The sequence below is a fragment of the Paenibacillus sp. SAFN-054 genome, assembly GCF_051966755.1.
Classification (GTDB): domain Bacteria; phylum Bacillota; class Bacilli; order Paenibacillales; family Paenibacillaceae; genus Paenibacillus_AQ.
In genome coordinates this window covers 400,131-419,128 of record NZ_JBQCKS010000002.1, presented here as the reverse complement: position 1 = coordinate 419,128, position 18,998 = coordinate 400,131, and the positions used below count along the sequence as shown (strand labels likewise).

Sequence of the window (18,998 nt, the reverse complement as noted above, 5' to 3'; positions counted from 1 at the left end):
AGTCACTTTCCCTGTAAGTATTTTACGAAATAAAGCGCTTTCTTTCGTTTTTATTCAAAAAAAGTTTTCAAATGTGATATAAATATGCTGGATTTTGACGATTCGAGCAGGTATAATCTGAAATGTGAAAAGTCCAACATTTGTACAAGCTCATTACTGCAATTAATTGACCATAGATCAATTGCTGAAGAGTTCGTGCGAATGAGAGGAAAGAATTCATTCTAGGGGGACAAAATTCAATGAAAAAGATGTTCAAGTTGTCGCTGATCATGCTGCTTGCATTTTCAGTGGTACTCGCTGGTTGCGGCAAGAAGAAAGAAGAGACAGGCGCATCCGGTGGAGATTCCGCAGGAACTGCAAAGTCGGCTGTTAAAGTAGGTCTGGTAACCGACGTGGGCGGGGTTAATGATAAATCCTTTAACCAATCCGCTTGGGAAGCTCTCGAAGGTTTGAAGAAAGACAAAGGCATTGATGCTCAATATCTGCAAAGTAAGTCTAAAGAAGAATATGTAACCAACCTGAACAAATACGTGAAGGGCAAATACGACCTCACTTGGGGAATCGGTTTTGACCTTGGCGCGGACATGAAAACCGTTGCTGACCAAAATCCGGAAGCACATCTGGCGATCATCGATGCTGTTGTAGACTCTCCTAATGTTCGTTCTGTCACGTTTGCCGAGAATGAAGGTGCTTTCCTGGTAGGCGTCGTTGCTGGTAAAATGACGAAAACAGGTAAAGTCGGCTTTGTCGGCGGTTCGAAGATTCCAGTTATCGAACGCTTTGAAGCAGGCTTCAAAGCTGGTGTAAAAGCAGCCAACAAGGATGCCAAAATCTCAATCAACTACACTGGCGCATTCGACAAGCCTGACCAAGGTAAAGCGGCTGCATCTACGATGTATAATGACGGCGTAGACATCATTTTCCACGCTTCCGGTGCGACCGGCACAGGCGTGTTCAACGAAGCTAAATCGCGCAACAAAGCAGGCGGCAGCAAAGTTTGGGTTATCGGCGTGGACAAGGACCAATCCTTGGAATTCGGCGATGACGTAACGCTGACCTCGATGGTTAAAGGCGTAACGACTGCTGTTGACAAAGTGACAAAAGAAGTGATCGACGGTACGTTCAAAGGCGGATCCGAAATGCTGGGTCTGAAAGAAAACGGCGTAGGTCTGGCTGAAACTTCAACTAAAAACGTTCCTGCTGACGTACTGAAAGAAGTAGAAGATTACAAACAAAAAATCATCAGCGGCGAAATCAAAGTTCCTGAGAAATAATATTTCTCGCTCTGTTCATCCACTGAATTTCATGTGTTTATTAAACGGCAAGGCTGGTTGATATAACTAGCCTTGTCTTACGTTCTTTAGCAAAAATAATGATATAAGGGTGATCTCATGGCTGCAGCAACCCCTGTCGTTGAGTTAAAGCAAATAACCAAACGCTTTCCCGGCATCGTTGCCAACGACTCTATCAGCTTGAAGCTGCATAAGGGCGAAATCCATGCACTGCTCGGAGAGAATGGTGCAGGGAAGTCCACCTTGATGAATATTGTTTTCGGATTGTACCAGCCTGATGAAGGAAGCATTGAGATAAACGGCAAGCCTGTTCTCATCGATAGCCCGAACAAGGCGATCGAGCTCGGGATCGGCATGGTGCATCAGCATTTCAAGCTCGTTCAGCCTTTTACCGTAACCGAAAATATCGTGCTGGGCATGGAGCCGAAGAAAATGGGAATCCAAGTCGATTACAAGACATCGGTTGCCAGAATCAAAAAGTTATCCGATCAGTATGGCTTAAAGGTTAATCCGAATGCCAAGATCCAGGATATCTCGGTTGGCATGCAGCAGCGCGTCGAGATTTTGAAGACGCTTTACCGCGGAGCGGACATTCTTATTTTTGATGAGCCAACCGCTGTGCTGACACCCCAGGAAATTAGCGAGTTGATGGGAATCATGAAACGTCTCGTCGAGGAAGGCAAGTCAATTATTCTCATCACGCATAAGCTGAAAGAGATCATGCAAATCTCGGATACTGTTACGATCATTCGCCGGGGCAAGGTGATCGATACCTTGAAGACGGCAGAAACCAATCCAAATGAATTGGCGGAGAAAATGGTCGGACGCAGCGTCTCCTTCAAAGTGGACAAGAAGCCTGCGGCGCCGAAAGAGACGGTGCTTGAGGTGAAAGGATTGACCTCCAAGAACAAGGACGGCATCGCCGTATTGAACAATCTGAACCTGAAAGTCCGCGCGGGTGAAATTCTGGGAATAGCAGGAGTTGACGGCAACGGCCAAAGTGAGCTGATTGAGGCGTTGACGGGCCTTTCCCATGTCGATGGCGGCATGATTGAACTGAACGGCAAGGACATCACCAATAAAAGTCCACGCCATATTACGGAAAGCGGCGTTTCCCATATACCGGAGGACCGGCATAAGCATGGACTTGTCCTGGATTTCTCCATGAGCGAAAACATGGTTCTGGAAACCTATTATCAAGCGCCTTACAATCGGTCTGGGTTCTTGAACAAGAGCGCCATTGACAAGCAGGCTAAGCGTTTGATCGAGCATTTCGACGTCAGAACGCCAAGCATTGAGACGAAAGCCCGTTCTCTGTCTGGGGGTAATCAGCAGAAGGCGATTATAGCCCGGGAAATAGACAAAAATCCGGATCTGCTCATTGCTGCCCAGCCGACGCGCGGTCTGGACGTCGGTGCGATCGAGTTCGTGCAGAAGCAGCTCGTAGCACAGAGGGACCAAGGCAAGGCTGTTCTGCTCATATCTTTTGAGCTGGATGAAATTATTAACGTATCCGACCGGATTGCCGTCATTTATGAAGGACAAATCGTCGGCGAGGTACTGCCGGAGCAAACCAATGATCAGGAACTCGGTCTGATGATGGCAGGCAGTAAAATCGCAGGAGGGAAGGCATGATGAGCAAAGTATTCAAAATCTTTTCTGTGAACAACCTCCTGGTGCCTGTCGTAGCTATCATTCTCGGCCTTATCGTTGGTGCAATTATCATGCTGGTTGGCGGTTATGACCCGCTGCTGGCATACAGCTCCCTGTTTTCAACGGTGTTTGGCAATACGTATGATTTTGGAGAAGCAATTCGCGAAATTACACCGCTGATTATGACGGGTCTGGCGGTTGCGTTTGCATTCCGCGCAGGTTTGTTTAACATTGGTGCGGAAGGTCAATACATCGTAGGGATGACAGCGGCAACAGCCGTCGGTATTAAGCTGACAGGTCTTCCGATCGTCGTGCATGCGCTTGTGGCGATTATTGCCGGCGGTCTTGCGGGCGGCATTTGGGCCGGAATTACCGGTTACCTGAAAGCCAAACGCGGCGTTAACGAAGTTATCATTTCGATTATGTTAAACTGGACCGGTTTGTATTTGAGTAACTACATCGTTAATACATTCCTGCTTCAAGAAGGTCAGCAAAAATCCGAAGAAATCAAGGACACTGCGTCCATTTCCATTGGCTGGCTGTCCGAGGCATTCGATAATGCACGGATGCACTGGGGTACGATCATTGCTATTTTGGCTGCGGTCTTCTTCTTTATCTATATGTGGAAAAGCAAGCAGGGCTACGAGCTGAGAGCGGTAGGGCATAATGGCGATGCGGCTAAATATGCGGGCATGAACGTGAAGAAAAACATCGTTAAAGCCATGTTTATCAGTGGTGTCTTTGCGGGCCTGGGCGGCGCATTCCAGGTGCTGGGCGTTTTCCATTATCAGGCGGTCTTCACAGGTTCACCTGGTGTTGGCTTTGACGGCATCGCGGTTGCACTGATCGGCATGAACCATCCGTTCGGTATTTTGCTGTCGGCGTCGCTGTTCGGCGTGCTGACTTATGGCTCCGCAGGCATGAGCTTTGGTGCGGACGTTCCTCCGGAAATCATTCGAATCGTCATCGGTTCGATCATATTCTTCATCGCTGCGCAAGGCATTGTGCGCTGGGTTCTCAAACCCCTGTATCTTAAGCGCAAGAAAGAGAAGGTGTTGTAAATGGATTGGATGACAACAATCGGCCAGCTGATGAATACGACGCTCGTATTTTCTACGGCGCTCATCTTTGCTGCCATGGGCGGCATCTTCTCTGAACGTTCCGGTGTGACCAATATCGGCATCGAGGGTCTGATGACCTTTGGCGCATTCGCTGCAGGTGTAGCGTCCTTTTATGCTGAAGATGCGGGCATGGGTTCAGCCTCACCATATATCGGATTACTGGCTGCTTTGGTCATGGGGATTATTGCGTCACTGATTCATGCCGTCGCGTCCATCACATTCAAGGCCGATCAGGTAATCAGCGGCGTCGTGATCAACTTCCTGGCGGCAGGCAGCACGCTTTACATGGTTAAACTGCTGTTCGACGGCGCTGGTGAGACAACGCTTCTGAATTTTGGTCTGGAAAAGTGGGCAATTCCGTTTCTGTCGGAAATTCCGATTATCGGGGAAGGCATCTTTAACAACTACCCGACCACGTATCTGGCGATTATTTTAGTGCTGGTATCTTTCTACGTGCTGTACAAGACCTCGTTCGGTCTTCGTCTCCGCGCGGTCGGCGAACATCCGAGCGCTGCGGATACGGTGGGCGTCAAGGTGCTGCGCATGCGCTATATCGGCGTTATTTTGAGCGGCGCGCTAGCGGCTCTGGGCGGTGCAACAATCACACTGACCACAACCAATACGTTCTCTCATAATACGATTTCCGGGCAGGGCTTTATCGCGATCGCGGCAATGATATTCGGTAAATGGAATCCGGTCGGAGCCTTTGGTGCAGCTGTGTTTTTCGGCTTCTCCCAGGCCATTGGCAACTACTTCCAGTTGTTCGACTGGTCCAAAGACATTCCGCAGGAATTCATTTACATGCTGCCTTACGTGCTTACGGTCATCGTGCTTGTGGCTGCCGTCGGGAAATCTTCCGCGCCTGCCGCACTCGGGGAACCGTACGATCCGGGCAAACGGTAGAAAATCACATATATCCATGTCAAAGAGGCTGCATTCCATCAATTTGGGATGCAGCCTTTTTTGTTGCGATAGAGAGCTAGGCACCCAACTTGAAGGTACACCGGGCTATGGAACAAGCGCATCGGTAATTTGCGGAATAGACTGTCATTGAACATACTTGGAGGAGGGATTTCATGCAACAGACTGTAACCCGCAAACAAGCGCAAAAGCTGATAGGTCAGCAGATCGTGGCGGTCAAGAAGGACGGCAATCTCGTTACCGGCAAACTGGTTCGCATCTCCGGCAATCGCCTGATTCTTCAACGTTCCAAAGGGAAAAGCGTACAAACCAAGGCGATCATTCCTCTCGTCTTGTTCGACTTGCTTGCGATTGGCACGGCTCCATATGCCGGCGGCTTCTATGGTCCCGGATTCGGCCCTGGTCATGGCCTCGGACCTTATCCATACGGCGCTCCGGGAATCGGATACGGCGGCGGATACCCTGGATATCCGGGTGGATTCGGATTTTTCTAACACCGCTTCATAAGTTTTTTTCCAGCTCATAACATTGATTTTGCGTGTGATATCGCACTGTCACATAACCCAGCTTTTTATAAAAAGATAAGCCGCTGGCGTTACCGGCATCAACCATCACTTTGGACCGTTTGCACCCGCGTGACGCCGCAAATTTTTCCGCGTGAACCATCAGCGTATTGCCCCATCTTTTGCGTTGTGATTCGGGTGCAACGGCCAGCATATCGATATACAGCAGGTCGCCATGCAGCATGAAATGAACAAAGCCAAGCGGATTATCCTCGTAATTCTGGCAGGAAATCAGCGTGATGCCGCGTCCCAATCTTTTGGGAATATCCTTACGGACGGCTTCCAACTGGACTGTGTTTAAATGCGAAAGCGGGACAAGCTGGGAATCGATTAATTGAAAAATGAACGCGTCGTCTTGTTTGGGCCTCCGGTACCTGATCATGACGTCTGTCCTCCCTTCAAGATGGGCTTCATCAAATATTTTTACTGACATCATATGAGCGAGGGGGAGAGACGGTGTGTGGTCCGGTGCCAGGACGAAATTGTGGATTTAAAAATATGGGTATTGACTTTTAAGTTCGATGGATCATATAATGTGTCTAAACATTTTAACGAATATATCGTGATCGGCAATGAAGAGGACGAAGTTTAAAGGGCCCTTTTGCTCAGAGAGTGTGAGGAACTGCTGCAACCTCCACCAAAATCCCTTTTATACGAGCTCACCTCGGAGCTGTTCTCCTGAAACGCGTTAAAGCCTATTAGGGAGAATCGTCAAGTCCACGTTACGGACTTTGGGTATGGGAAATAGCGGATGCTTCGACAGTCGCTCCTTATCTCTATACCTGGTGAGGCCTCGCATCGTGAGATGTATGGCAAATATGGGTGGTACCACGGAAGCACAACCTTTCGTCCCTCGCACAGAATATTTCTGCGCGGAGGACGGAAGGTTTTTTGTTTTCTTAGCATGTTACATGTATGTAAATTATGAGGAGGAGGATGACTGATGAGCGCGCAAATTCCTGAAGTGCGGTCTACAGAACAACTACGTGAGAAATGGATGAAGCCGGAAGTCATTACCGGCTCGGAAATATTGCTTCGCAGCCTTTTACTTGAAGGCGTCGAGTGTGTTTTCGGATATCCAGGCGGGGCAGTGCTTTATATTTACGATGCGATGTATGGATTTGAGGATTTCAAGCATGTGCTGACTCGTCATGAGCAGGGAGCAATCCATGCGGCAGACGGCTATGCGAGAGCTAGCGGCAAAGTCGGCGTATGTATAGCAACGTCGGGACCGGGGGCGACAAACCTGGTCACAGGAATTGCCACAGCTTACATGGATTCCGTTCCTCTGGTTGTCATTACCGGCAACGTAGCCACAACCTTGATCGGAACCGATGCTTTCCAGGAAGCGGATATTACCGGCATCACGATGCCGATTACGAAGCACAGCTATCTGGTAAGAGACGTGAAGGATTTGCCGCGGGTGATTCATGAAGCATTCCACATCGCTTCGACCGGTCGCAAAGGTCCGGTGTTAATCGACATTCCGAAGGATGTTTCGGCAGCATTGACTTTGTTTGAGCCCAGCAGCAACGCGGTAAACCTTCGCGGCTATAACCCGCGGATGGTGCCAAACAAACTCCAGCTGGACAAATTGGTGCAGGCGATTGAAGATGCCGAGCGTCCGATGATTCTGGCAGGAGGAGGAGTCATTTATTCCGGCGGACATGAGGCTCTTTATGAGTTCGTGAAACGGACCGAGATTCCGATCACCACGACGCTGCTCGGACTTGGCGCTTTCCCGAGCGGGCATGAGCTTTGGACGGGAATGCCGGGCATGCACGGAACGTATACGTCGAACATTGCGATCCAGGAATCGGATCTGCTGATCAACATCGGGGCCCGCTTCGATGACCGGGTTACAGGCAATCTGAACGGATTTGCCCCTCATGCCAAAATCGTGCATATCGACATCGATCCGGCGGAAATCGGCAAGAACGTTCCGACGGACATCCCGATCGTCGGTGATGTAAAAACGGTTCTGGAAATGCTGAATCCGGAAGTCAAACGCGCAGCCAAAGCGGACGCATGGAGAACGCGAATCCAGCAGCTGAAAATGGAACAGCCATTCCGCTACCAGGATTCGGATAGCGTGCTCAAACCGCAGTGGGTTATCGAAATGCTGAACGAAACGACCAAAGGCGAAGCGATCGTTACGACGGATGTCGGCCAACACCAAATGTGGGCAGCCCAGTATTACAAATTCAACCAGCCGCGTTCGTGGATCACATCCGGCGGCCTTGGAACGATGGGCTTTGGATTGCCTTCCGCAATCGGTGCCCAAATGGCGCATCCGGAACGCCTCGTCATCTCGATCAATGGTGACGGCGGCATGCAGATGTGCTCGCAAGAGCTGGCCATCTGCGCGATCAACAACATTCCGGTCAAGATCGTGATCATCAACAATCAGGTACTCGGCATGGTTCGGCAGTGGCAGGAGCTGATCTACGACAACCGCTACAGCCATATCGATCTTGAGGGTAGTCCTGATTTTGTGAAACTGGCGGAGGCTTACGGTGTCAAAGGGCTTCGGGCGACGAACAAGGAAGAGGCTCACAAAGCTTGGGCGGAAGCGCTTGAAACACCGGGACCTGTCGTTGTCGAGTTCGTGGTAAGCAAGGGTGAAAACGTGTACCCGATGGTAACTCAAGGCTCGACCATTGATCAAATGTTGTTGGGAGATGCATAAATATGAGTACGAGACATACCATTGCCGTTTTAGTGAATGACCAGCCAGGCGTTTTGCAAAGAGTATCCGGCCTCTTCGGACGCCGTGGTTTCAATATTGAAAGCATCACCGTCGGACAATCGGAAGAAGCGGGTCTTTCGCGGATGGTCATCGTCACCATCGGCGACGAGCAGACGCTCGAGCAGATCGAGAAGCAGCTGTATAAGCTGATCGATGTCATCAAAGTCATTAATCTCAGCGTAAGTCCTATGGTAGGCAGGGAACTCGCGCTCATCAAAGTCAATGCCGAGCCGGCAGAACGCCCGGAAATCATGGGAGTCGTTGAAACGTTCCGCGCATCCGTCGTAGATATCGGCAGTCATAACCTGATGGTGCAGGTTGTGGGAGATACGACCAAGATTGATGCCATGATTGAGCTGCTGAAGCCATACGGTATCCGGGAGCTTTCCCGGACCGGTGTCACAGCGATGATTCGCGGAAATGTATAAACATGCAATGAAAACGCATTAATGAAAACACCCGCAAAGAGCGGGGGTTTGAGGAGATCAGACCATTTTTTATAGACGGGCAGGGGTCTCTTGAAACACCCGCTCTTCATGAGGGTTCTTTTTTAAAATCAAAGGAGGATTTATAACATGGCAGTAACGACTTATTACGAACAGGATGCAGAACTCAGCGTATTGAAAGGCAAAACAGTAGCCGTCATCGGTTACGGCAGCCAAGGGCATGCCCAAGCACAAAACTTGCGTGACAGCGGTGTAAAAGTGATTATCGGCCTTCGTGAAGGCAAATCTTTTGATAAAGCGAAAAACGACGGCTTCGAAGTTCTCTCCGTTGCCGAAGCGACAAGCAAAGCAGATGTCGTACAAATCCTGATGCCGGACGAAACGCAAGCTTCCGTGTACAAAAATGACATCGAACCAAACCTGAAAAAAGGCGCAGCTTTGATGTTCTCCCACGGATTCAACATCCACTTCGGACAAATCGTGGCACCTAAAGACGCAGACGTCCTTCTGGTAGCTCCAAAGTCCCCAGGACACATGGTTCGCCGTACTTACGTTGAAGGATTCGGCGTACCTGGACTGATCGCCATTGAGCAGGACGCGACTGGACAAGCCAAACAACTCGGCCTGGCTTATGCTAAAGGTATCGGTTGTACTCGTGCAGGGGTTATCGAAACTTCCTTCCGTGAAGAAACCGAAACCGACCTGTTCGGTGAGCAGGCAGTTCTTTGCGGCGGCGTAACGGCGCTGATCAAAGCCGGATTCGAAACACTGGTAGAAGCAGGATATGCTCCAGAAATGGCATACTTCGAGTGCCTGCATGAAATGAAGCTGATCGTCGACATGATCTATGAAGGCGGTATGGCTAACATGCGTGACTCTATCTCCAATACGGCTGAGTATGGCGATTATGTCACTGGACCGCGCGTCGTAACCGAAGAAACGAAGAAAGCGATGAAGGAAGTTCTTTCCGACATTCAACAAGGTAAATTCGCTCGCGACTTTATCCTGGAGAACCAGTCGAACCGCGCATTCCTGAATGCGACACGCCGCAACGAAGCCAATCATCCGATTGAAGTTGTAGGTGCGCAGCTTCGCGAAATGATGCATTGGATTAAAAAATAAGAAATAATTATATTTATACGATATTGATCCTTTTTGATGCGGCCGTGCATATGCGTGAGCCGCATCAGAACTTTAGGGATATAAAATGGACTAAAGTTTGACTTCGTTTCTCCAGGTTTTCAAGCTGGAATACAGGCGAAGTGCTTTCCCTTTCTCTAGTTCAATTTATGAAGCTGTAAAATTTATAAACCTTGCAAAGCTTGGGAAGTGAGCACTTGCAAGGCTTTGATCGATGAAGGAGGTGCCTTGGACTTGCGGAAAATTTATGTATTTGACACAACATTGCGTGACGGAGAGCAGTCCCCTGGCGTAAACTTGAACACCCGCGAGAAGCTTGAAATCGCTTATCAGCTAGAGAAACTGGGCATTGACCGGATGGAAGCCGGCTTCCCGGCGGCATCCCCTGGAGACTTGGCAGCCGTGAATGCGGTAGCGAAAGCCGTGAAGAACGTAACGGTCATTGGCTTGTCCCGCTCGAGGGAGCAGGATATCGACGCGGTCCGGGAGGCGCTCATCGGCGCGCAGGACCCATGCATTCATATTTTCCTGGCCACATCGCCGATTCACCGGAAACATAAGCTGCGGATGGAAAAACACCAGGTGCTGGAAACCGCGCAGTCTGCACTGCGTTATGCGAAGAAGTATTTTTCCAAAATTGAGTTTTCCTTGGAGGATGCCGGCCGCACCGAGCTGGACTTCATGGTGGAAATGGTATCCATGGCGGTCAATGAAGGCGTCAAGGTCGTGAACATTCCGGACACGGTGGGTTATTTGAACCCGGCCGAATACGGGGCGATTTTCAGACACCTGAAAGAGAATGTTAAAGATATTGAGAAGGTACAACTGAGCGCGCACTGTCATAACGACCTCGGGATGGCAACGGCCAATACGCTGGCAGCCATTCAGAACGGAGCAGACCAAATCGAAGGAACGATTAACGGTATCGGCGAGCGTGCAGGTAACACCGCGATTGAAGAGATCGCCATGGCGCTTGAGACCCGGAATGAATTCTTCGGTGCGAAGACCTCACTGAATCTTTCCGAAATATCCCGCACAAGCCGTTTGGTCAGCAAGCTGACCGGCATGGTCGTTCCCGGCAACAAAGCGATTGTGGGAGCGAACGCTTTTGCCCATGAGTCCGGCATTCACCAGGACGGCATGCTGAAAGAGAAAACGACGTATGAAATCATGACACCGGAAACGATCGGCCTTAAGGAAAGCAAGCTGGTGCTCGGCAAGCATTCCGGACGCCATGCGTTCCGCGAAAAACTGATGGATATGGGATACGAGCTGGATGAGCAGCAGCTGAATCAGGCATTCGCAAGGTTCAAAGTGCTGGCGGACAAAAAGAAGGAAGTGTCGGATGATGACATCATGGCGCTGGTCGAAGAGAAACTGGTCGATACGCCGGAAGTTTATCAGCTTGAGACGATCTACGTCACCTACGGAAACCGTTCTGTGCCTACGGCCCAGGTGCGGATCATCAAGGAGCAGGAGCAGGAGCTCGAAGAGGAAGCGGAGGGTAACGGTTCGGTAGACGCAATTTATAATGCGATCGATAAAGCGACCCGAGAGGAAGTCACCTTGTCCGACTACTCGATCAAATCCGTTTCGCGCGGCAAGGATGCCCAAGGCGAAGTGCATGTCGTTCTGACCCAGAACGACGTCTCCGCTCAGGGCCGCGGACTCAGCACGGACATTCTGGAAGCCAGCGCACGAGCATACGTGGATGCGCTGAACCAGTTGATCGAGAAACGCAAAACCTTTGGCAAAAGGGAAAAAGCAAGTTTGTAAAACTTGAATAATACCGGAAACAGTACAGACAACTAAGGCAGACCGCTTTAATGCGGCCTGCCTTTGCGTTGTTTATGCGGCTTATATCAGTCAAACCAGTGATTCCCGTTACCAGGCGTAAGCTTCGGGAGCTTCGCCCCTAGGACCAGGGAAGATCTCGTCCAATCTCTTGAGTACGGCTTCATCCAGCTTGATATCGACGACGCGCAGCGACGACTCGAATTGCTCAAGCGTCCGCGGGCCGATGATGGGAGCCGTAACGGAAGGGTGCGTGAGCAGCCAGGCTAAAGCAACGTTATCCTGAGGCTCGCCCAGTTCGTTGCAGAGCTCGGCAAAAGCTTCCAGCTGTGTCCGGTGCTTCTCGATCTTGTTCGGGTTCTTCCCGCTGCGCGTGCCTTCGAGCTTCTTCAGCGCATTGCGGCCAAGCATGCCACCGTCGAGCGGGCTCCAAGGAATGACCCCGAGACCCATAGCTTTGGCTGCAGGCAGAACTTCAAGCTCAGGCAGGCGGCAGTTCAGATTATATTTATGCTGTTCGGCGACGAGACCGAGAAAATGGCGCTTCTGTGCCTCGCCCTGCGCCTGCGCGATTTGCCAGCCCGCAAAGTTGCTGGAGCCGACGTATCCGATCTTGCCCTGTGACACGGCGAGCTCGAAAGATCCCCACAGCTCGTCCCAGGATACATTGCGGTCCACGTGATGCATTTGGTACAGCTCGATATGATCGGTCTGAAGGCGCTTCAGCGAGCCCTCCAGGTGGCGGCGGATTTTGTAGGAGGACAATCCTTCCGTACTGTTGGGTCCGTCTGCCGGATCATGCATGTTGCCATGAACTTTAGTGGCAAGCACGACCTTGTCGCGCCGGCCACCGCCTTGGGCGAACCAGCGGCCGATAATGGTTTCCGTAAGACCGGAGTTTTGGCCCCAGCCGTAAATGTTAGCGGTATCAAAAAATTGCACTCCTGCATCCAAAGCGGCATCCATAATGCGGAACGCTTCCTTTTCATCCGTTGCCGGGCCGAAATTCATCGTGCCGAGGCACAAGCGGCTGACCTTGAGACCTGATTTACCGAGATAGGTGTATTGCAAATTCGTTCACTCCTTCAGCGCAGATTTGGATCCATACAATACCATTTTAACCGGAGAAGAGGGGAATAGGAATGTGAGAAATTACGATTCGGGGCGAGAAGGTTGCTTTCAGCAGCAGTTTATAGCGCGATTTCAAAAGCAGACCTTTGAACAACCTCTTATAGGAAAATGCTATAAAGGTGATAGATTCTATATCTTGGTCAACCGCCTTTGGAATATGATACAACAGTAGATAGAGAATTAGATCAGTGAGAGAAGTAACCATAAGGAGTGACGGAAAACATGCCAGAAGTGAAGAAAATTGCCGTAATCAGTGGGGACGGAATCGGACCGGAAGTCGTGGCAGAAGCCGAGAAGGTGCTTAAACGCACCGAAGAGCTGTTCGGATACGCATTTGAAACAGAGCATGCTCTCTTCGGCGGAATCGCGATTGACGAAAAGGGTACTCCGCTGCCGGAAGAGACATTGTCTGTTTGCAAAAGCGCCGATGCGGTCCTGCTTGGCGCTGTAGGCGGCCCGAAGTGGGACAGCAACCCGAAGGAGCTGCGCCCGGAAACAGGCCTGCTGGGGATCCGCAAGGCACTGGGGTTATTCTCCAACTTGCGTCCTGCCAACGTGTTCGACTGTCTGAAGGATGCTTCGACATTGAAACCGGAAGTGCTTGAAGGAACGGATCTGATGGTTGTTCGCGAATTGACCGGCGGCATTTACTTCGGAGACAAGTTCAGACGCCAAGGCGAGCATGGGGAAGAAGCGGTTGACACCTGCGTTTACAACGTGGCCGAGGTCGAACGGATCGTTCGTCAGGCTTTCGATATTGCTCAGAAGCGCCGCAAGAAGCTTGCATCCGTAGACAAAGCCAACGTGCTTGAAACGTCGCGGTTGTGGCGCGAGGTCGTGATTCGAGTCGCGGCCGACTATCCGGATGTCGAGCTTGAGCATGTACTCGTGGACAACTGTGCGATGCAGCTGCTCCGCCGTCCGGCCAGCTTCGATGTCATCGTAACGGAGAATATGTTCGGAGACATTCTCAGCGATGAAGCCGCAATGCTGACCGGTTCGATCGGTATGCTGGCGTCGGCTTCCATGGGTGAAGGCGCATTCGGATTGTATGAGCCGGTACACGGCTCCGCACCGGATATCGCCGGACAGAACCTGGCGAACCCGATCGCAACGATCTTGTCGCTGGCTATGATGCTTCGCCTGACCTTCGGCTATGCCGATGCAGCGGATGCGATTGAAGCAGCCGTAGCACAGGTGCTGAACGATGGACACCGGACCAGCGACATCGCGGTGGATAAGAGCAAGGCGATCGGAACGCGCGAGATGGGCGATCTGATCGTGGCTGCGATCAAGAATTAATCGGACGGATCATCGTTTTCGTCTTAAGCGGGTGCCACCAATCATGGGGTGCCCGCTTTCTGATTGTAGTGCTGGGGAAAGGTGCATATAAAGCTTTCGTTCATTTGATCTAGAGAGCTATATATTTAAATAGGAAGCTTTTGTTCACAAATATGCTCTATTTATAATTATTATAAATAAATAACCTTTATAGTCTTGACTTTGAAATGGACGAATGATACCATCTTAAATGTAGATTCCACCGGGATCGAATGTACACAGAAACAAGAAAAACTTCTGTTTTTCTTTCATGTAGAACGGATCTAATAGAGCTTCTTTTTTGTCCGTTCTATAGATATCTTAAAGGAGGATTTTTTAACATGGCAGAACGTTTAGTAGGTAAACCAGCTCCGGATTTTACAATGGAAACCGTATTGGGTGACGGTTCCGACTTCAGTAAAGCAAGCCTGACCGACTACCGCGGCAAATGGCTCGTATTCTTCTTCTATCCTTTGGACTTCACATTTGTGTGCCCAACTGAAATTACGGCGCTGAGCGAAGCTGCTAGCCAGTTCAAAGCTCTTGATGCTGAAATTCTGGGCGTAAGCACAGACTCGATCCACAGCCACAAAGCTTGGATCAATACGCCAGTTGATGCGAACGGTCTGGGAAAAATCAACTTCCCGCTGGCTTCGGACATCACTAGAACCGTTTCCAAAGACTATGGCATCTACATCGAAGAAGAAGGCGTGGCTCTGCGCGGTCTCTTCATCATTAACCCAGAAGGCGAACTGAAATATCAAGTGGTCAACCACAATGATATCGGACGCAGCGTAGAAGAAACGCTTCGCGTGCTTCAAGCTCTGCAATCCGGCGGACTGTGCGCCATGAACTGGAAACCAGGCGACAAAAACCTGCTTGCTTAATTTTTATTCATATGGACAAGCCCCCTTTGCCGGGAACGAGAATGTTTTGTTCTCCCGGTAACGGGGGCTTTTTACACCTTGAGGACAAGCCTTGGATTATACGTTTAAGCCGAGCGAATTGCGTTGAAATATAACCAGAAGAACGTATAGGAAATTTATCCTGAAAGGCCAAACTCAAAAAGGAATTGACACCAAATAAAGCGAATACATTATGAAGAATACGGTGGAATCAAGAGGAGGGTGAACTGGAATGAGTTATTGCTGCGGAGCGAGTATGGTTGGAACAAAGGGAACACTTAAGCATTACCGCACCCAGGTCCACAACGTTCCCCTGCTGTTCTGTCCCGTGTGCCACCGGGTTGAAGTTCATTACAAGGTTGAGAACGAATATGAAATTTTAGCTGAATATGCGCATGGTGACGGAGCTGGGGAAATTGACTTCCAGGACTATGTCGTGGAGGATGACGAGGCTATATTCGAGAATGTCGTCAATTGCGAAAAGGAGGATCCCAAGGACATCGTGCAAAGCCAAATCGATATGGCGCTGGACTTGTTGACCGTAGCGAAACAGATGCAGGACGAGAAATGGGAGGGCGAATTGAAGAAGAGATTGGCCGTCATGAGCCAGCGGCGGCTGCGTTTGCAGCACAAGGCATAAGTATGATGGCTAGACTAGGAAGTTTGTCCTAGACAGAATAGGTTTTAATAAAGCATCAGTACATGTGAATTCATGTATTTGGTGCTTTTGTTTTAATCATTTAGGCAGTTTTTCAATGGCAAAAAAACACGTTTCTTCTCTAATGGGAAACTTTAGTGCTATCTTCTTAGGAAAAATAACCGTAATTTTGTTTTTTCGACAGTTTCTCTGATTGAGTTTTCCAGTCACCTTGTCTATGATAAAACTATCTTTTCTATTCTTTGTCTATGAATACAAAATGAACCTATGGAAGGATAACGTAAATCTGCATGAAAACACGATAGAGTTTCGTTCACTTTGTATAGATGAATATAGGAGATGGGGGAGAGGATAAGTCTTTCATTTTCTTGAAAAGGGGGAGTATCGTGTTGAGCGATATCCAAGAGACGCTGTTACAGTCCCTTGAGGCTTTTCAATCCACGCAGATGGTAAAGAACAAGTACGAGAATATTCTGGAGCATTTGGATAGCGGTGTCATGTTGTTCGACAGCGAGGGCGTATTGACATTTATTAATGTGCAGATGGCCCGGCTGCTGGAGGTTTCCCGCAAATCCCTTACCGGATGCACGCTGCTGCAAATCTTGCGCCATCCGCAGCTCAGCAAATTCAAGCGCAAGAAAATTTTGCGGATTTACCGCGAAACGATTTTCCACTGCAAAAAATACCATGAGCTGACGGATGAATCCGGAAGGCAGTGGCTGCTTACGGTAACGTACGGTGACCAGATGGACGGAGACTACTTGTTCAGCGTCAAAGATGTGTCAGACTTCAAGCAAATTGAACAAACGGCCTATCGGAATGACAAGCTGGCCATGCTCGGGAAAATATCCGCCTCTATCGCGCACGAGATCCGAAACCCGCTTACAGCCATCCGGGGCTTCATCCAGCTGCTGCGCCCCCATCTGATCAAGCTGGGAAAAGACGAATACGCCCGCATTATTTTGATGGAAATCGACAGGGCCAACGACATCATTTATGAGTTTCTGAATTCCTCTAAGCCTTCAGCACCGCAGACGACGATTATACCGGTGTCATCCCTGCTCAAAGAGGTTGTGCTGCTTACCGAGAGCGAGGCGCTGATGAAGGGCTGCCAGGTGACGCTGCACGATGATGCGCTGCCTCTGCATATTTCCGTCGATGTGAAGCAGATCAAGCAGGTGATTTTGAATATGGTCAAAAATGCCATGGATGCCATCGATCATTTGAGCGGAGAGAACGGGGGGCTCATCGAAATCCAAACGCACCGCGACAACAAGAACGTACATATTTGCATTTCGGACAATGGCAAGGGGATGGACCATAATACGTTATCCCATCTTTTCGATCCTTTTTTTACGACGAAGGAAAGCGGGACAGGCCTCGGCTTGTCCGTAAGCTACAGAATCATTAAGAATCATAAGGGATATATCGCTGTAAACAGCACAGTCGGCAAAGGGACCGAATTCGTCATTTCGCTTCCGATCGTGGAAATGACGTAGCTTTCGTTTTTTGGGCAAAAGAACCCGTCTTGGGAGTTGCTTTGGACAAACGTGGAATAATATATATGATTAACCGTCCGAAAAACTTCAAGACAAAGGAAGATCGCCCATGAATGGACATTCCGGTCCCGAACATATACAGATATCAATCGATTGGAAAGAGGAATTGAACGCGGCAGACTATGATGTGGATGCGTTCGTTGTGTTGGTATCACCCCAGGGGATTCAGGATGGAAGCATGCGCCATGCCTGGACTTCGCTGCTTTTGCCCTTGATGGAGAGTAACCTGTTCCAGGCTGCACCGTTTCAAACCTATGCGGTTCCCCTTCAAGGCAGGGGAGAATACCGTACGGTGATCTTCGTGGGCGCAGGCGAGCGTCCTCTGACGTCTGAGGATCTGAGGATTGCGTCAGCGCAAGTTGCCCGGGCAGCATATAAAATGAGGGCCCACAAGCTGGCCTGGGAGCTCAGCTCCCCTCTCGTCGCTTTCACCGCCGAACAGAATGCCTCCATCGCGGCACAGGCGTTAACGGAAGGGATGATTCTAGGCGCATACCGACATAAGCAGTATAAAAAGAATGCCCCCTCCTACAAGGGAATTGAACAGCTGACCTTTGTGCGTAAAGGCAAGGTTTCGGCTGCTGAATTAGCGGATTGGGAGCGTGGCATTCAGCGCGGCAGGGCGTATGCCGAATCCACCTGTCTGGCAAGGGATCTGACCAATTTACCGGGGAACTATCTGGTGCCCGAGGATTTGGCGGCCGCAGCTGTCGGCATCGCGGCAAAGCACGGCCTGGAGTCGACCGTGCTTAATGAAAAGCAGCTGGAAGAACTCGGTATGGGCGGACTGATCGCCGTCGGGCAGGGCAGTGTCCATCCGCCTCGGCTCATCATGATCAAGTACCAAGGAAAAGCCGAATGGGATGACGTGATCGGCCTTGTCGGCAAAGGAATCACGTTCGATACGGGTGGTATATCGCTGAAAAAGCGGCTTGGGATGGAGGAAATGATCAGCGATATGGGGGGCGCGGCAGCTGTGCTCGGCGTCATGAATGCGCTCGGGATTCTCCGGCCGGCCGTCAACGTCGTCATGGTAATTCCTACAGCTGAAAATATGCCCGGGGGCAATGCCTTTAAGCCCGGGGACGTCATCAGGAGCTTAAGCGGCAGGACGATCGAGGTTTTAAATACCGACGCGGAAGGCAGGGTCGTGCTCGCGGACGGGATGACCTATGCGAGGCAGCAGGGTGCCGTCAAGCTCATCGACGTGGCTACGCTAACGGGAGCCGTGCTGTCGGCCCTTGGGGACGTCGCGACGGGCGCGGTCACGAATGATGATACGATGCTGGAGGAGTTCATTCTGGCTTCCAAGCGCTCTGGTGAGAAGGTATGGCCCTTGCCCGCCTACAAGGAATTCTGGGATATGTTGAAAAGCGACGTCGCGGATCTAAGCAACAGTACCGGTGCAAGGGGCGCAGCGATCACGGCAGGGCTCTTTATCGGGACTTTTGCGGAAGGCCTGCCCTGGATTCACCTGGACATCGCAGGAACGGCGTTTCTGAATAAAGAGCGAGGCGTCAATCCGAAAGGGGCGACGGGGGTGATGGTACGTACGATTACAGAGTGGGTCCTCGCCCAGGAAGCATATGGGAAATAAAGAAAGGGCAGTGCCGGGTTCCTTCAAACCGCGGGCGCTGCCTTTTTCTTGGGTTGATAATATAATCATCTTTACTTTAGCACTGTAAATCAAGTATGATTGGATAATAAATTTTAACTCTATAAATTGGACTAATTCAGTTCATTTTA

The 18,998-nt window shown here is 50.2% G+C and carries 16 protein-coding genes; 14 read left to right on the top strand and 2 right to left on the bottom strand.

Annotated features, from left to right (window positions below; translation table 11 throughout):
- Positions 1-239: 239 nt before the first annotated feature.
- The 5 genes from ACTHPM_RS13285 (at position 240) to ACTHPM_RS13265 (ending at position 5,481) form a co-directional block, all read left to right on the top strand.
- A complete protein-coding gene (locus tag ACTHPM_RS13285; RefSeq protein ID WP_440395886.1) occupies positions 240-1,274 on the top strand; it encodes a BMP family ABC transporter substrate-binding protein in 1,035 nt (344 codons plus the stop codon).
- A 117-nt stretch (positions 1,275-1,391) separates the two neighbouring features.
- A complete protein-coding gene (locus ACTHPM_RS13280) occupies positions 1,392-2,927 on the top strand; it encodes an ABC transporter ATP-binding protein (RefSeq protein WP_440395887.1) in 1,536 nt (511 codons plus the stop codon).
- Positions 2,927-4,006: an ABC transporter permease gene (locus ACTHPM_RS13275; protein ID WP_440395888.1), complete on the top strand. Its 1,080-nt coding sequence runs from the start codon at positions 2,927-2,929 to the stop codon at positions 4,004-4,006. The genes ACTHPM_RS13280 and ACTHPM_RS13275 overlap by 1 nt, the downstream gene beginning before the upstream one ends.
- Positions 4,007-4,969 carry an ABC transporter permease gene (locus ACTHPM_RS13270; RefSeq protein ID WP_440395889.1) on the top strand — a complete coding sequence of 321 codons (963 nt, stop codon included), beginning with the start codon at positions 4,007-4,009 and terminating at the stop codon, positions 4,967-4,969.
- 173 nt (positions 4,970-5,142) lie between these two features.
- The gene (locus ACTHPM_RS13265) at positions 5,143-5,481 is read left to right on the top strand and encodes a hypothetical protein (protein WP_440395890.1); all 339 of its coding nucleotides are present in this window, start codon (positions 5,143-5,145) and stop codon (positions 5,479-5,481) included.
- 7 nt (positions 5,482-5,488) lie between these two features.
- Here ACTHPM_RS13265 and ACTHPM_RS13260 read toward each other — a convergent pair whose 3' ends face one another.
- Positions 5,489-5,932, bottom strand: coding sequence for a GNAT family N-acetyltransferase (locus tag ACTHPM_RS13260; protein ID WP_440395892.1), 444 nt, complete (start codon positions 5,930-5,932; stop codon positions 5,489-5,491).
- A 561-nt stretch (positions 5,933-6,493) separates the two neighbouring features.
- Between ACTHPM_RS13260 and ilvB the strand changes: the two genes are divergently transcribed.
- From ilvB to ACTHPM_RS13240, 4 genes are all read left to right on the top strand, one after another.
- Positions 6,494-8,239: a biosynthetic-type acetolactate synthase large subunit gene (ilvB, locus tag ACTHPM_RS13255; protein ID WP_440395893.1), complete on the top strand. Its 1,746-nt coding sequence runs from the start codon at positions 6,494-6,496 to the stop codon at positions 8,237-8,239.
- A 2-nt stretch (positions 8,240-8,241) separates the two neighbouring features.
- Positions 8,242-8,727, top strand: a complete 486-nt coding sequence (ilvN, locus tag ACTHPM_RS13250; RefSeq protein WP_440395894.1) for an acetolactate synthase small subunit — start codon at positions 8,242-8,244, stop codon at positions 8,725-8,727.
- Positions 8,728-8,874: 147 nt separating this feature from the next.
- Complete coding sequence (gene ilvC / locus ACTHPM_RS13245; RefSeq protein WP_440395895.1) at positions 8,875-9,867, top strand: ketol-acid reductoisomerase; 993 nt, start codon at positions 8,875-8,877, stop codon at positions 9,865-9,867.
- Between the two features lie 252 nt (positions 9,868-10,119).
- Positions 10,120-11,661 carry a 2-isopropylmalate synthase gene (locus tag ACTHPM_RS13240; protein WP_440395896.1) on the top strand — a complete coding sequence of 514 codons (1,542 nt, stop codon included), beginning with the start codon at positions 10,120-10,122 and terminating at the stop codon, positions 11,659-11,661.
- Positions 11,662-11,769: 108 nt separating this feature from the next.
- Here the strand turns inward: ACTHPM_RS13240 and ACTHPM_RS13235 are convergent, their stop codons facing one another.
- Positions 11,770-12,750 (bottom strand): aldo/keto reductase, encoded by a 981-nt coding sequence (locus ACTHPM_RS13235; protein ID WP_440395897.1) that lies wholly within the window; start codon positions 12,748-12,750, stop codon positions 11,770-11,772.
- A 282-nt stretch (positions 12,751-13,032) separates the two neighbouring features.
- On the opposite strand from ACTHPM_RS13235, the gene leuB reads away from it, so the two are divergent.
- The 5 genes from leuB to ACTHPM_RS13210 all read left to right on the top strand — a co-directional run bounded on the left by leuB (position 13,033) and on the right by ACTHPM_RS13210 (position 18,849).
- Positions 13,033-14,112, top strand: a complete 1,080-nt coding sequence (gene leuB / locus ACTHPM_RS13230) for a 3-isopropylmalate dehydrogenase (protein WP_440395898.1) — start codon at positions 13,033-13,035, stop codon at positions 14,110-14,112.
- A gap of 359 nt (positions 14,113-14,471) precedes the next feature.
- On the top strand, positions 14,472-15,017 hold the full coding sequence (locus tag ACTHPM_RS13225; RefSeq protein ID WP_440395899.1) for a peroxiredoxin: 546 nt from the start codon (positions 14,472-14,474) through the stop codon (positions 15,015-15,017).
- A gap of 250 nt (positions 15,018-15,267) precedes the next feature.
- Positions 15,268-15,675, top strand: a complete 408-nt coding sequence (locus ACTHPM_RS13220) for a hypothetical protein (RefSeq protein WP_440395900.1) — start codon at positions 15,268-15,270, stop codon at positions 15,673-15,675.
- A 404-nt stretch (positions 15,676-16,079) separates the two neighbouring features.
- A complete protein-coding gene (locus ACTHPM_RS13215) occupies positions 16,080-17,192 on the top strand; it encodes an ATP-binding protein (protein ID WP_440395901.1) in 1,113 nt (370 codons plus the stop codon).
- 109 nt (positions 17,193-17,301) lie between these two features.
- Positions 17,302-18,849: a leucyl aminopeptidase gene (locus ACTHPM_RS13210; protein WP_440395902.1), complete on the top strand. Its 1,548-nt coding sequence runs from the start codon at positions 17,302-17,304 to the stop codon at positions 18,847-18,849.
- Positions 18,850-18,998 lie beyond the last annotated feature (149 nt).